The sequence below is a fragment of the Staphylococcus sp. AtDRG32 genome, from assembly GCF_004365845.1.
Taxonomy (GTDB): domain Bacteria; phylum Bacillota; class Bacilli; order Staphylococcales; family Staphylococcaceae; genus Staphylococcus; species Staphylococcus hominis.
In genome coordinates this window covers 1-14,009 of the sequence record NZ_SODE01000006.1, presented here as the reverse complement: position 1 = coordinate 14,009, position 14,009 = coordinate 1, and the positions used below count along the sequence as shown (strand labels likewise).

The following is a 14,009-nucleotide window of genomic DNA, read 5'->3' as shown; positions in this document are numbered from 1 at the left end:
TTTTAAGTTCAATTACTTTTTACTTTATTATTCAACTGTTACATCTTCAATATCTATATTATTTTTTCCATTTAAATCTAGAGATGAAGTTACACCAGCTTTATAGTAATAATATCCAGCAGCACCAATCATAGCAGCATTATCTGTACATAACTTTGAATTAGGTATTGAAAGTTTAATGTTATTTTCTTTACACAAATGATTTAATCGTTCTCTTAATCCTTTGTTACTAGCTACTCCGCCAGCTACAATAAGGTGTTCAACATGATAAGCTTTACAAGCATTAATAGCCTTTGTACTTAATACATCGACAACACTATTTTGGAAACTGGTAGCAACATCTTCTTTTTTTATGTCTTCATTTTTTTGTCGTTGATTGTGTAACTTATTAATCACTGCACTTTTTAATCCACTAAAACTAAAATCATAACTATCTTTTTCAAGCCATACTCTAGGAAAATGGTATGTGTCCTTTCCTTCCAAAGCAAGTGCATCTATAGCTGGGCCTCCTGGATATGATAAACCAATTGTTCTTGCTACCTTATCATAAGCCTCTCCTACAGCATCATCTCGTGTTTCACCAATTACTTCAAAATTTAAATGTGATTTCATATAAACGAGTTCTGCATGTCCACCCGAAACAATTAATGCTATTAAAGGAAAGACTAACGGTTCTTCAAGATGATTAGCATAAATATGTCCTGCAATATGATGAACAGGAATGACTGGCTTATTATAAGCAAATGCTAAAGCTTTTGCTGCATTAATTCCTATTAGAAGTGCCCCTATTAATCCAGGTCCTTGTGTAACAGCTATGGCATCGATATCTTCCATAGTAACATTAGCTGAAGATAACGCTTCATCAATTGTAGTCGTAATTCCCTCTACATGATGTCTACTTGCAACTTCAGGGACTACTCCCCCAAAACGTTTATGACTTTCTATTTGACTAAGTACAATATTAGATAAAATCGTATTTCCATTTTTTATAACACTTACACTTGTTTCGTCACAGCTTGTTTCAACCGCTAATATTAATATGTCTCTATTCATTTAAATTCACCCACATCACTAATGCATCCTCGCCTTCTCCATAGTAATTTTTTCTTTTACCGCCATATTGAAACCCTAATTTTTTATATACATGTTGAGCTATCACATTCGTAATTCTCACTTCTAAACTCATCACATCACAAGTATGCCTAGCATAGTCCATCACATAATTAAGTAATAGCTGACCTAATCCATAGTCTCTGAATGATTCTTTGATTGCTATTGTTGTAATTTGAGCTTGATCTATTACTATCCATAATCCTAAATATCCAATAATTTCTTCTTGAAAAATAACAACAAAGTATTTTGCAAAGTTATTTTCATTTAGTTCATGGTAAAATGCATCGATGGTCCATGAACTATCGTTGAAGCTTTCTCTCTCAATATCGAAAACACTTGGTACATCATCGACTTGCATCGCTCTAATGGTTAACTGTTCTTCTGTTGGTTTAACCAATTACGTTCCGCCTCTGACAATTTTATATAATTTGGTACAAACGTATGAATGTTCTCAGGTTGATGAATCAAGTGTTTCATGACAGTTGCATTAGGCAGTTTAGCCTCAATATCTCCATGTAGTAATTCAGATAATTTTTCCGTGTCCTCTCCTACAAACACATAAGGTTGATTTAAATCATTGAGTTTTTTATGCAACGCTTCTAAAGAAATATATTGGTCTTTTTCAATTGTATTTAATTGATTGTTTTCATATTGATATAATCCTGTATATACCGCTTCGCGACGAGCATCAAATATTGGTACGATAATTCTTTTATCATTCGTATCTATAGTAGCCGCTAATGCTTTTAACGATGATACACCATATAATTTAGTATTCAAAGCATAGGCTAATGTTTTCGCTACAGTAACGCCTATTCTCACTCCTGTATAAGAGCCAGGCCCTTTTGCAATAACAATCCCATCTAATTCTTGTTTTTTTAAATTCGATTCATTAAATAAGGATTGAATACTAGGCATAAGTTGGCTCGAATGATCTTTTTTACTATTTGTTGTTTTTATTGCTAAAACCTCATCATCGTTCATCAAAGCAATTGACATGGGTTGATTTGAAGTATCAATTAACAGTAAGTTCATTGTCTATCTCTTCCTTTATTTTAGTATAATGATAGCCTTTTGCTGCTATATTAATTTGTCGTTGATTTTCATTTATAGTCGTAATATTAATCACTAAATACTCTTCCGGAAGGAACTCCTGTATAAATTGACTCCATTCAATTATTGTAACAGCGTCATCTTCAAAGTATTCATTAAATCCTAAATCTTCATCTGAATCTTCTAAGCGATAACAATCCATATGATGAAGTTTTAACTCCTTACCTTTGTATGATTTTATGATATTAAACGTAGGAGAATTAATATTACGCTTTACTCCTAGATATTTACCTATAAATTGAGTCAACGTTGTTTTACCAGCACCTAAATCACCATTCAATAAAATGACATCTTTTGAACCAACATGCTTCATTAAAATTTTAGCAAAATGTTCCATCTCATCTAAATTTTTGATAGGTATCATGTATTGTTCTCTCTCCTCATGTTTATTTTACACTTCGTTATTTCATCTAAATTTAACTTAATAATTGTAACAAACTTTACTAAAAATTTCTCATTAATAAAATATAAATCATTCTTCTAAATTGTTAGAAAATTCTAAAAAGAGTATTGACTTTAATATCTGTTTAGTGTAAATTAAATTTATCAAATTTTTAAACAATTCTAACTATTCAAATAATCACCCATTCAAGAAAGGAGTATAATACCATGCAATCATTTACATATTCACTGTCACCACTAGAAAATTTAATTATTTTATTATACTCTTCAGGGCTGGAACTTTAGTAGCTTAATTTACTAAATGTTTAAGTCCTATTTCTCATTGAATGGGACTTAAAAACGTCCCAACTTTATTGGGGCGTTTTTTTATTTTAATAATTAGTAATTTATGGGGGAATGAATAAATGAGAAGTGACATGATAAAAAAAGGTGATCATCAAGCACCAGCAAGAAGCCTATTACACGCGACAGGAGCACTTAAAAGTCCTACTGACATGAATAAGCCTTTTGTAGCAATTTGTAATTCATATATCGATATCGTTCCTGGACATGTTCATTTAAGAGAATTAGCAGATATTGCAAAAGAAGCGATTCGTGAAGCAGGTGCAATTCCTTTTGAATTTAATACAATTGGTGTCGATGATGGAATAGCAATGGGACATATTGGTATGAGGTATTCCTTACCGTCACGTGAAATTATTGCAGATGCGGCTGAAACTGTTATCAATGCTCATTGGTTTGATGGTGTATTTTATATTCCTAACTGTGACAAAATTACACCTGGAATGTTATTAGCAGCTGTTAGAACGAATGTCCCTGCTATCTTTTGTTCAGGTGGTCCAATGAAAGCTGGTTTATCTGCTCAAGGAAAAGCTTTAACTTTATCGTCTATGTTCGAAGCAGTCGGAGCTTTTAAAGAAGGTTCAATTACTAAAGAAGAATTTTTAGATATGGAACAAAATGCTTGTCCAACATGTGGATCATGTGCAGGAATGTTCACAGCAAATTCTATGAATTGTTTAATGGAAGTCTTAGGATTAGCACTTCCCTACAACGGTACAGCTTTAGCAGTAAGCGATCAACGTCGTGAAATGATTAGACAAGCAGCATTTCAATTGGTAGAAAATATAAAAAATGACATTAAACCTCGTGATATTGTTACGAAAGAAGCAATTGATGATGCATTTGCTTTAGATATGGCAATGGGTGGTTCAACAAATACTGTACTTCATACATTAGCAATTGCTAATGAAGCTGGAATTGAATATGACTTAGAAAGAATTAATGAAATTGCTAAAAAAACGCCTTATTTATCTAAGATTGCACCAAGTTCTTCTTATTCTATGCACGATGTTCATGAAGCTGGCGGATGTCCAGCAATCATTAATGAATTAATGAAAAAAGAAGGAACCCTGCATCCAGATCGACTAACAGTTACTGGTAAAACATTAAGAGAAAATAACCAAGGTAAAGAGATTAAAAATTTCGATGTTATTCATTCTTTAGATGCTCCATATGATAAAGAAGGCGGATTGTCCGTCTTATTCGGTAATATTGCTCCTAAAGGTGCAGTAATTAAAGTTGGTGGTGTTGATCCTTCAATTAAAGTATTTAAAGGAAAAGCAATTTGCTTTGATTCACACGATGCAGCTGTAGAAGCAATTGATAATAAAACAGTTCGTGAAGGTCACGTAGTTGTCATTCGATATGAAGGACCTAAAGGAGGTCCGGGTATGCCAGAAATGTTAGCTCCTACATCATCTATCGTCGGAAGAGGTTTAGGAAAAGATGTTGCTTTAATTACGGATGGTCGTTTTTCTGGAGCCACTCGTGGTATCGCTGTAGGTCATATTTCACCAGAAGCAGCCTCAGGAGGTCCTATTGGTCTGATTAGAGATGGTGATGAAATTACTATTGACTTAGTAAATCGAACTTTAGACGTTAATCAGCCTCAAGAAGAATTGTATAAACGTAAAGAAGAACTTGAGCCTTTTAAAGCTAAAGTAAAAACAGGTTATCTTGCAAGATACACTGCTTTAGTAACCAGTGCAAATACGGGTGGTATTATGCAAGTCCCAGAAAATCTTATTTAAATTTAAGGAGCGATAAATATGTCAAAAACAAAGGAAAGTAATAAACAAACTGAAACACTTACAACTCGAAGCGGTTCTGACTTATTAGTAGAAGCACTTGTACACGAAGATGTTGATTTCATTTTTGGATATCCAGGTGGCGCAGTTTTACCATTATACGATACATTTTATGATGAAAAAATTAAACATATTCTTGCACGTCATGAACAAGGTGCTACCCATGCCGCTGAAGGATACGCACGTGTTTCAGGCAAACCAGGTGTCGTCGTCGTAACAAGTGGTCCTGGAGCTACAAATGCTATCACTGGTATTACTGATGCTTATTGTGATTCTCTACCCTTAGTCGTATTTACCGGACAAGTGGCAACCCCTGGTATTGGTAAAGATGCATTCCAAGAAGCTGATTTATTATCAATGACAACGCCAATTACAAAAGCTAATTACCAAGTTAAACATGTAGATGATATCCCTAGAATTGTTCACGAAGCATTTTATTTAGCAAATACTGGACGTAAAGGACCTGTAGTCATTGATTTCCCAAAAGATATGGGTGTTTTAACTTCTTCTGCTCCACTTGAAGAAGAGGTTCATTTACCTTCATATCAAGTAACTGAAAATCCAAATAAAGAAGATATTCAACAACTTTCTCAATATTTAAATCATGCAAAAAAACCTGTCGTTTTAGCTGGAGCAGGTATCAATCACTCAAAATCAAATGCTTTATTAACTGAATTTGTTACTCAACATCAAATTCCTGTTGTTACAACTTTATTAGGTCTAGGTGCTATTTCATATGAAAATCCCCTTTTCCTTGGTATGGGCGGTATGCATGGCTCTTATGCAAGTAACATGGCACTCACTGAATGTGACTTACTCATTAATTTAGGTAGTCGATTTGATGATCGTTTGGCTAGTAATCCTAACGAATTCGCACCCAACGCTAAAGTAGTACACATTGATATTGATGAATCAGAAATTAATAAAGTGATTCCTACAACACTCGGAATTGTTGCAGATTGTAAAAAAGTATTAGAAGCATTAGTTACTGAACATCAAAGTCATGCTACATACAAAGAATGGGTAGACCATTGTTTAGATAATAAATCAAAACATCCATTTAAATACAAAGAAGCTAATGATACATTTTGTCGTCCACAAGAAGCCATTGAATATATTGGTAAAATCACAAATGGTGAAGCCATCGTCACTACAGATGTAGGTCAACATCAAATGTGGTCAGCACAATTTTATCCTTTTAAACATCATAGTCAATGGGTTACAAGTGGTGGATTAGGAACAATGGGATTCGGTATTCCTTCAGCAATTGGTGCACAACTCGCAGCTCCAGATAAAACAGTTGTTTGTTTTGTAGGTGATGGTGGATTCCAAATGACCAATCAAGAAATGGCGTTATTACCTGAATATCACCTAAATGTAAAAATTGTTTTAATTAACAATGGTACATTAGGAATGGTAAAACAATGGCAAGATAAATTCTTTAATCAACGTTTTTCACATTCTGTTTTTAATGATCAACCAGATTTTATTAAAATGGCTGAAGCTTACGGTGTTAAAAGCTTCTTAATCGATCATCCTAATAAATTAAAAGCGCAATTAGATGAAGCTTTTAATTATGAAGGTCCTGCTTTAATTGAAGTAAGAATTTCTCCAGCGGAACCTGTAAACCCTATGATTCCTAGTGGTAAAGCTAATCATGAAATGGAGGGTCTAGAATGAACCGAACTTTAAAATTAAAAGTAGCTGACCAAGTCAGTACGTTAAATCGAATCACAAGTGCTTTTGTAAGATTACAGTACAATATCAATGAATTATATGTAAAACCTGCTAGTGAAGATGGCATATCTGATATGACAATCAAAGTTCATATTGAGGATGAAGATGTATATCGAATTTTAATTACTAAATTAAAAAAACAAGTCAGTGTTATTAATATTGAAGATGTGAATGATTAATTCTTAGATGATGCGCTAGCATTTTACATCAATTATCATATTTAATGTCTAACATCATGAAGTTAATTATTACCTTTTCAATATTCGGAATTTTTTAAATTTTTTTACTAATGGAGGAAAGTATTATGACAAAAGTTTATTATGATCAATCAGTAGAAAAAGATGCACTACAAGGTAAAAAAATCGCTATTATCGGTTACGGTTCTCAAGGCCATGCACATGCTCAAAACCTTAAAGATAACGGTTACGACGTAAGAGTTGGTATTCGTCCAGGTGATTCATTTAATAAAGCTAAAGAAGATGGATTAGATGTTTATCCAGTGGCTGAAGCAGTTAAACAAGCAGACGTTATTATGGTATTACTTCCTGATGAAATTCAAGGTAATGTATATAAAAATGAAATTGCTCCAAATTTAGAAGCTGGTAATGCATTAGCTTTTGCACATGGATTTAATATTCATTTTAACGTCATCGAACCACCTAAAGATGTAGATGTCTTCTTAGTAGCACCTAAAGGTCCTGGTCATCTAGTAAGACGTACATTTGTTGAAGGTTCAGCTGTGCCAGCATTATTTGGTGTTCAACAAGATGCTACAGGTCATGCACGTGACATTGCTTTAAGTTATGCAAAAGGTATTGGTGCTACACGTGCTGGTGTTATTGAAACAACATTTAAAGAGGAAACTGAAACTGACTTATTCGGTGAACAAGCTGTACTTTGTGGGGGAATTCATAAACTGATTCAAAGTGGTTTCGAGACATTAGTGGAAGCTGGATATCAAAAAGAATTAGCATATTTTGAAGTACTACATGAAATGAAACTTATCGTTGATTTAATGTATGAAGGCGGTATGGAAAATGTACGTTATTCAATTTCAAATACTGCTGAATTTGGTGACTACGTATCTGGTCCACGTGTCATTACTCCAGATGTTAAAGACAATATGAAAGAAGTACTTAAAGATATTCAAAATGGTAATTTCGCTAATCGCTTTGTTAAAGATAACGAAAATGGATTTAAAGAATTTTATGAATTGCGTGAACAACAACACGGTCATGAAATTGAAGCAGTGGGTCGTGAACTAAGAAAAATGATGCCATTTATTAAATCTAAAAGCATTCAAAAATAAAATGTAAGGAGATGTTAAAAATGGAAAGCCATATTCAAATATTTGATACAACGTTAAGAGATGGAGAGCAAACACCTGGTGTGAATTTTTCATTTGATGAACGTTTAAGTATTGCTAAGCAACTTGAAAAATGGGGAGTCGATGTTATTGAAGCAGGCTTCCCCGCTTCAAGTACTGGAAGCTTTAAATCAGTAGAAGCAATCTCTAAAGCATTAACTACCACTGCAGTGTGTGGATTAGCAAGATGTAAAAAATCTGATATTGATGCAGTATATGAAGCAACAAAATGTGCTACTAAACCACGTGTTCATGTATTTATTGCTACTTCCCCTATCCATTTAGAGCATAAGCTAAAAATGACTCAAGAAGAAGTCTTAGAATCAATTAAAGAACATGTCAGTTATGCTAAATCATTATTCGATGTAGTACAATTCTCACCAGAAGATGCATCAAGAACAGATCAAGCATTCCTTATAAAATCTGTTCAAACAGCTGTTGATGCTGGAGCTACAATAATCAATATTCCAGATACTGTTGGATATAGCTATCCAAGTGAATATGGTGCCATTTTTAAATCTCTTATTACAAATGTTAAATCAGAAAAAGAAATTATTTATAGTGCACATTGTCATGATGATTTGGGTATGGCAGTAGCAAATAGCTTAGCTGCAATTGAAAATGGTGCGAAACGCATTGAAGGTACTGTAAATGGTATTGGTGAACGTGCAGGTAATACTGCATTAGAAGAAATTGCATTAGCACTATACGTTCGCAAAGATCATTATGGTATTGAAACAAAATTAAAATTAGAGCAAACTAAATTGACTTCAGAATTAATTTCTAGATATGCAGGCATTCGAGTTCCAAGAAATAAAGCAATTGTTGGTCAAAATGCTTTCAGTCATGAATCAGGTATTCATCAAGATGGTGTTCTTAAAAATCCTGAAACGTACGAAATCATGACGCCTCAACTTGTTGGAATAAGTAAAAATGAATTACCTTTAGGCAAACTTTCTGGTAAACATGCTTTTGCTGAAAAACTTAAAACGTTAGGTTATGACATTGAACCTAAACAACAAATCGAGTTATTCAAACAATTTAAAGCAGTAGCAGATAAGAAAAAATCAGTATCTGATCGAGATATTCATGCGATGATTCAAGGTTCTGAACATGAACAAAATGCAATTTATCAAGTAGAAACTTTACAATTACAATACGTTTCAAATGGTCTACAAAGTGCTGTTGTTGTCATTAAAGATAAAAAAGGTCATATTTATCAAGACTCAAGCATTGGTACAGGATCAATTGTTGCAATTTACAATGCTGTTGATCGTATTTTTAAAAAGGATAGTGAACTAATCGATTATAGAATTGATTCAGTTACTGAAGGTACAGATGCACAAGCTGAGGTTCATGTTGAGCTTGTTATTGAAAATCAACATGTTAATGGCATAGGTATCGATCATGATATACTTCAAGCTTCTTGTAAAGCATATGTGGAAGCTCATGCTAAATATATTGCCCAAGATTTAGAGAAAGTAGGTAATAAATAATGACATATAAAATTGTTGCTTTACCCGGAGATGGCATCGGTCCTGAAATTCTAAATGGAAGTTTGGAACTATTAGAAATAATAAGTAAGAAATACAATTTCACCTATAATTTAAAAAGTTATGATTTTGGAGGAGCCGCCATTGATACACATGGCACTCCCCTTCCTAATGAAACACTCTCTGCCTGTCAAGAAGCAGATGCGATTTTATTAGGAGCAGTTGGAGGACCAAAATGGACAGATCCTAATAATCGTCCAGAACAAGGATTATTAGCGTTACGTAAAAAGTTAGGCTTATTTGCTAATATTCGTCCTACTAAAGTGACTGAAGGTACCAGTCAATTTTCACCTTTAAAAGAAGCGCGTGTTAAACATACAGACCTAGTTATAGTTCGTGAATTAACGAGTGGCATTTATTTTGGTGAACCTAGACATATTAATCATTCTGAAGCATTAGATTCTCTTATTTATACTAAAGCTGAAATAGAACGTATTGCTAAAGTTGCATTTGAATTAGCACGTACTCGTAATAAAAAAGTAACTTCTGTAGATAAAGAGAATGTCCTTGCTTCAAGTAAACTTTGGAGAAAAACTGTTACTGAAGTAAGCAAGTCTTATCCGGACATCGAATTAAATCATTTACTCGTTGATGCGTGTAGTATGCATTTGATTACTCATCCTTCACAATTCGACGTCATTGTTACTGAAAATCTCTTTGGTGATATTTTAAGTGATGAAGCTTCAGTAATACCTGGTTCACTTGGTTTATCCCCTTCGGCAAGTTTTAGTGAACACGGTACTAGACTTTATGAACCTATTCATGGCTCAGCGCCTGACATTGCTAATCAAAATCTTGCTAATCCATTTGGAATGGTATTGTCACTAGCAATGTGTTTAAGAGAAAGTTTAAATCAAAGTGTAGCAGCAGAAGAATTAGAAGATGCTGTATATCATTTAATTAAAATTGGTAAAACAACAAAAGACCTTGGAGGACACTATAAAACTTCAGAAATCTTTGAGTTACTTAAAAAAAGTTATCAATAAAGGGAGGTACATAAATAATGGCTCAAACATTATTTGATAAAGTTTGGAATAAACATGTTTTAACTGGTAAAGAAGGCGAACCTCAACTCTTATACATAGATTTGCATCTTATACATGAAGTGACCTCTCCTCAAGCTTTTGAAGGATTAAGACTTCAAAAAAGACAACTTAGACGTCCAGATTTAACCTTTGCAACTCTTGATCATAATGTTCCTACAATCGATATATTTAATATTAGAGATGAAATTGCTAATAAACAGATTACGACCTTACAGAAAAATGCCAAAGATTTTGGGGTACATATTTTTGATATGGGTTCCGATGAGCAGGGTATCGTTCATATGGTAGGCCCTGAAACTGGATTAACACAACCAGGTAAGACAATCGTATGTGGTGACTCACATACAGCAACTCACGGGGCATTTGGTGCTATTGCTTTTGGCATTGGAACAAGTGAAGTAGAACATGTTTTTGCAACTCAAACATTATGGCAAACAAAACCTAAAAATCTTAAAATTGAAGTTTCTGGTAAATTACAACCTGGTGTGTATGCTAAAGATATTATTTTACATTTAATCAATCAATATGGTGTAGATTTCGGAACAGGCTATGCACTTGAGTTTACTGGAGAAACAATTCAATCACTATCCATGGAGGGTCGAATGACAATTTGTAACATGGCCATTGAAGGTGGAGCTAAATACGGTATTATTCAACCGGATGAAACTACATTTGAATATATCAAAGGTCGTCCATATGCACAAAATTTTAATCAATCTATTGGAGAATGGCAGAAACTATATTCAGATGAAAACGCTCATTTTGACAAAGTGATTACACTTGATGTAACAAATTTAGAACCTCAAGTGACATGGGGCACAAATCCAGAGATGGGTGTAAATTTTAGTTCTCCATTTCCAGAAATTCAAAATATTAATGATGAACGGGCATACAACTATATGGGACTGAAACCTGGTCAAAAAGCAGAAGATATCGATTTAGGTTATGTCTTTTTAGGTTCATGTACTAATGCTCGCCTATCAGATTTGATAGAAGCAAGCCATATCGTAAAAGGAAAAAAAGTACATCCTAAAATTACTGCTATTGTTGTTCCTGGCTCACGTACAGTAAAAAAAGAAGCAGAATCTCTTGGATTAGACAAAGTATTTAAAGAAGCAGGCTTTGAATGGAGAGAACCTGGATGTTCCATGTGCTTAGGAATGAATCCTGACCAAGTACCAGAAGGTGTCCATTGTGCCTCAACAAGTAATCGAAATTTTGAGGGTCGACAAGGTAAAGGTGCACGTACACATCTTGTTTCTCCAGCCATGGCAGCAGCCGCAGCAATAAATGGTAAATTCGTTGACGTAAGAAAGGTGGTTGTATAAGTAATGGATATTCAGCCTATCACCCAATACACAGGTAAAGTAGTCCCTTTGTTTAACGATAATATTGATACAGATCAAATTATTCCAAAAGTTCATCTTAAACGAATTACTAAAACTGGTTTTGGACCCTTTGCTTTTGATGAATGGCGTTATTTACCTGATGGATCAGATAACCCAGATTTTAATCTAAACAAACCAAAATATAAAGGTGCTTCAATTCTTATTACTGGAGACAACTTTGGTTGTGGTTCAAGTCGTGAACATGCTGCTTGGGCTTTAAAAGATTTTGGCTTTAATATTATTATTGCTGGTGGTTTTAGCGATATCTTCTATATGAATTGTACAAAAAATGGAATGTTACCTATTGTTTTAAATGAACAATCTAGAAAATATCTAGCCAATCAAAATAATATAACGGTTGATTTACCAAATCAAACTGTGTCAGCAAATAATCAATCTTTCCACTTTGATATAGATGAAACTTGGAAAGATAAACTTATAAATGGATTAGATGATATTGCTATTACATTAAAATATGAAGAATTAATAGAGAAATATGAGAAAACAATGTAAGGATGATAACAAATGGTTTTAAAGACAACGGTAACAGCTACTGATGTAGACGAAGCTTATTTACGTATAAAAGATGTGGTGAAAGAAACACCATTACAATATGATCATTATCTTTCACAAAAATATAATTGTAATGTTTATTTAAAAAGAGAAGACTTGCAATGGGTACGCTCATTTAAATTGCGTGGTGCTTATAACGCTATTTCAGTATTAGACACACAAGCTAAATCAAAAGGTATTACTTGCGCAAGCGCTGGTAATCATGCCCAAGGAGTAGCTTATACTGCTAAAGCATTAAATTTAAAAGCTGTTATCTTTATGCCAGTGACAACCCCTCTTCAAAAAGTAAATCAAGTTAAATTCTTTGGTGCAGAAAATGTAGAAATCGTTCTAACTGGTGATACATTTGATGATTGTTTAAAAGAAGCTTTAGTTTATACAGATGAGCATCATATGACATTTATTGATCCATTCAACAATATTTATACTATCGCTGGTCAAGGGACATTAGCAAAAGAAATTTTATTAGAAGCAAAAAAAGAAATGATTCAATTTGATTATCTCTTTGCAGCTATTGGAGGCGGAGGTCTAATATCCGGTGTAAGTACATATATGCATGAACATAGTCCACATACACAAATCATTGGCGTCGAACCTGCCGGAGCAAGTAGTATGTATGAATCTGTAGTAGTTCAAAATAAAGTTGTAACTTTAGAACATATAGATAAATTTGTTGATGGCGCTTCAGTAGCCCGTGTTGGTGATATTACCTTTAATATTGTCAAACAATACGTCAACGACTACTTACAAATTGATGAAGGTGCAGTATGTTCTACAATTTTAGATATGTACTCTAAACAAGCAATAGTAGCAGAACCAGCAGGTGCATTAAGTGTATCAGCTCTTGAATTTTATAAAGACAATATTATAGGAAAAACTGTAGTATGCGTAGTCAGTGGTGGAAATAATGATATTAATCGTATGAAAGAAATTGAAGAACGTTCACTTTTATATGAAGAAATGAAACATTATTTCATTTTAAACTTCCCTCAACGTCCAGGAGCTTTAAAAGAATTTGTTAATGATGTTTTAGGTCCTCAAGATGATATTACTAAATTTGAATATCTAAAAAAAGCTTCTCAAAATACTGGTACTGTTATTATTGGCATTCAGTTAAATAATCATCAAGATTTAGAACAATTAAAACATAATGTCGATGAATTTGATCCATCAAATATTTATATTAATGAAAATAAAATGTTGTATTCATTATTAATTTGAGATAATATTAAAAACTTCTTCAGTATATTATTGAAGAAGTTTTATTATTTTTTTAGTTTAATACTTCCACTTCTCAATTCATTAGCTCCAAACACTTTCTATAAATTTCGACATAAAAAAAAGAGACCTCACAGTCTCAATATCGGGTCATCGCATCCATACAATGATTTGCCTGGCAACGTCCTACTCTAGCGGAACGTCAGTCCAACTACCATCGGCGCTAAGGAGCTTAACTTCTGTGTTCGGCATGGGAACAGGTGTGACCTCCTTGCCATTGTCACCAGACAAGTGAATGATTATACATTCAAAACTAGATAGTAAGTAAAGATTTGCGTCGCAAAACTTGA

13 protein-coding genes and 1 rRNA gene are annotated in these 14,009 nt (G+C 33.5%); 9 read left to right on the top strand and 5 right to left on the bottom strand.

Annotated features, from left to right (window positions below; genetic code table 11):
• Positions 1 to 27: 27 nt before the first annotated feature.
• The 4 genes from tsaD to tsaE are packed head-to-tail and all read right to left on the bottom strand — an operon-like array spanning position 28 to position 2,590.
• The gene (tsaD, locus tag BDW25_RS08490) at positions 28 to 1,053 is read right to left on the bottom strand and encodes a tRNA (adenosine(37)-N6)-threonylcarbamoyltransferase complex transferase subunit TsaD (RefSeq protein ID WP_133945408.1); all 1,026 of its coding nucleotides are present in this window, start codon (positions 1,051 to 1,053) and stop codon (positions 28 to 30) included.
• A complete protein-coding gene (rimI, locus tag BDW25_RS08485) occupies positions 1,046 to 1,471 on the bottom strand; it encodes a ribosomal protein S18-alanine N-acetyltransferase (protein WP_369963310.1) in 426 nt (141 codons plus the stop codon). The genes tsaD and rimI overlap by 8 nt, the downstream gene beginning before the upstream one ends.
• 11 nt (positions 1,472 to 1,482) lie before the next feature.
• Positions 1,483 to 2,148, bottom strand: coding sequence for a tRNA (adenosine(37)-N6)-threonylcarbamoyltransferase complex dimerization subunit type 1 TsaB (gene tsaB, locus BDW25_RS08480; protein ID WP_002448261.1), 666 nt, complete (start codon positions 2,146 to 2,148; stop codon positions 1,483 to 1,485).
• A complete protein-coding gene (gene tsaE, locus BDW25_RS08475) occupies positions 2,129 to 2,590 on the bottom strand; it encodes a tRNA (adenosine(37)-N6)-threonylcarbamoyltransferase complex ATPase subunit type 1 TsaE (RefSeq protein WP_002448263.1) in 462 nt (153 codons plus the stop codon). Before tsaE ends, tsaB begins: the two co-directional genes overlap by 20 nt.
• Before the next feature lie 442 nt (positions 2,591 to 3,032).
• Between tsaE and ilvD the strand changes: the two genes are divergently transcribed.
• The 9 genes from ilvD to ilvA all read left to right on the top strand — a co-directional run bounded on the left by ilvD (position 3,033) and on the right by ilvA (position 13,662).
• Entirely contained in the window at positions 3,033 to 4,721 is a 1,689-nt protein-coding gene (ilvD, locus tag BDW25_RS08470) for a dihydroxy-acid dehydratase (RefSeq protein WP_002448260.1), read from the top strand.
• Between the two features lie 18 nt (positions 4,722 to 4,739).
• Positions 4,740 to 6,458 carry a biosynthetic-type acetolactate synthase large subunit gene (ilvB, locus tag BDW25_RS08465; RefSeq protein ID WP_049417677.1) on the top strand — a complete coding sequence of 573 codons (1,719 nt, stop codon included), beginning with the start codon at positions 4,740 to 4,742 and terminating at the stop codon, positions 6,456 to 6,458.
• Entirely contained in the window at positions 6,455 to 6,694 is a 240-nt protein-coding gene (locus tag BDW25_RS08460) for an ACT domain-containing protein (RefSeq protein ID WP_002448278.1), read from the top strand. Before ilvB ends, BDW25_RS08460 begins: the two co-directional genes overlap by 4 nt.
• A gap of 125 nt (positions 6,695 to 6,819) precedes the next feature.
• Positions 6,820 to 7,824, top strand: a complete 1,005-nt coding sequence (gene ilvC, locus BDW25_RS08455; RefSeq protein WP_002448272.1) for a ketol-acid reductoisomerase — start codon at positions 6,820 to 6,822, stop codon at positions 7,822 to 7,824.
• A 20-nt stretch (positions 7,825 to 7,844) separates the two neighbouring features.
• A complete protein-coding gene (locus BDW25_RS08450; protein WP_002455078.1) occupies positions 7,845 to 9,377 on the top strand; it encodes a 2-isopropylmalate synthase in 1,533 nt (510 codons plus the stop codon).
• On the top strand, positions 9,377 to 10,420 hold the full coding sequence (leuB, locus tag BDW25_RS08445) for a 3-isopropylmalate dehydrogenase (RefSeq protein WP_002448270.1): 1,044 nt from the start codon (positions 9,377 to 9,379) through the stop codon (positions 10,418 to 10,420). Before BDW25_RS08450 ends, leuB begins: the two co-directional genes overlap by 1 nt.
• A gap of 17 nt (positions 10,421 to 10,437) precedes the next feature.
• A complete protein-coding gene (leuC, locus tag BDW25_RS08440) occupies positions 10,438 to 11,808 on the top strand; it encodes a 3-isopropylmalate dehydratase large subunit (RefSeq protein ID WP_002448264.1) in 1,371 nt (456 codons plus the stop codon).
• Positions 11,809 to 11,811: 3 nt separating this feature from the next.
• The gene (gene leuD, locus BDW25_RS08435; protein WP_002448274.1) at positions 11,812 to 12,381 is read left to right on the top strand and encodes a 3-isopropylmalate dehydratase small subunit; all 570 of its coding nucleotides are present in this window, start codon (positions 11,812 to 11,814) and stop codon (positions 12,379 to 12,381) included.
• Positions 12,382 to 12,393: 12 nt separating this feature from the next.
• Positions 12,394 to 13,662: a threonine ammonia-lyase IlvA gene (gene ilvA, locus BDW25_RS08430; protein ID WP_002448279.1), complete on the top strand. Its 1,269-nt coding sequence runs from the start codon at positions 12,394 to 12,396 to the stop codon at positions 13,660 to 13,662.
• 170 nt (positions 13,663 to 13,832) lie between these two features.
• On the opposite strand, the gene rrf is transcribed toward ilvA, so the two are convergent.
• Positions 13,833 to 13,947, bottom strand: a 5S ribosomal RNA gene (gene rrf, locus BDW25_RS08425).
• Positions 13,948 to 14,009: the final 62 nt, after the last annotated feature.